Origin of the sequence: Streptomyces mangrovisoli, from assembly GCF_000974985.2 — a bacterium.
Taxonomy (GTDB): Bacteria; Actinomycetota; Actinomycetes; order Streptomycetales; family Streptomycetaceae; genus Streptomyces; species Streptomyces mangrovisoli.
In genome coordinates this window covers 1-562 of record NZ_LAVA02000169.1, presented here as the reverse complement: position 1 = coordinate 562, position 562 = coordinate 1, and the positions used below count along the sequence as shown (strand labels likewise).

Genomic DNA, 562 nt, shown 5'->3' with positions numbered 1-562 from the left:
CCGAGCCCGACCACCGCGGCGTGCGCGACCTGGTGCGCGACCTCAACGCCGTCTACCGGAACACTCCGGCGCTGTGGCGGCTGGACACCGATCCGGCCGGGTTCCGGTGGGTGGTGGGGGACGCCGCCGACGACAACGTCCTCGCGTTCCTGCGGTACGACGCCGAGGGCGCTCCGCTGCTGGCGGTGTCGAACTTCTCGCCGGTCGTGCGGCACGACTATCTGCTGGGGGTGCCCGACGACGTGCCGGGGTGGCAGGAGGTCCTCAACACGGACGCGGGTCGCTACGGCGGGTCCGACGTGCTCAATCCGGCGCCGCTCAAGCCGGACCCGCGGCCGTGGCACGGCTGTCCGTCGAGCATCACGCTGACCCTCCCACCCCTCACCACCCTCTGGCTCCGCCCGACTTGAGGCCTTCTCGCCCCCGCCGCCCCTACCCGTCCCGTCCCTTCGGGGGCTGCCGCCCCCGGACCCCTGCGTCCTCAAACGCCGGACGGGCTGAGACATCAGGCCCGTCCGGCAGGGGAGAAATCAGCCCCTCCGGCGTTTGAGGAGCGGGGGTC

The 562-nt window shown here is 73.0% G+C and carries 1 protein-coding gene; it reads left to right on the top strand.

Annotation, left to right across the window (positions count from 1 at the left end; genetic code table 11):
• Positions 1-410, top strand: a 410-nt coding sequence (locus WN71_RS38895) for an alpha amylase C-terminal domain-containing protein (RefSeq protein ID WP_206300257.1), incomplete at its 5' end; no start/stop codon positions are given.
• Between the last annotated feature and the right edge of the window lie 152 nt (positions 411-562).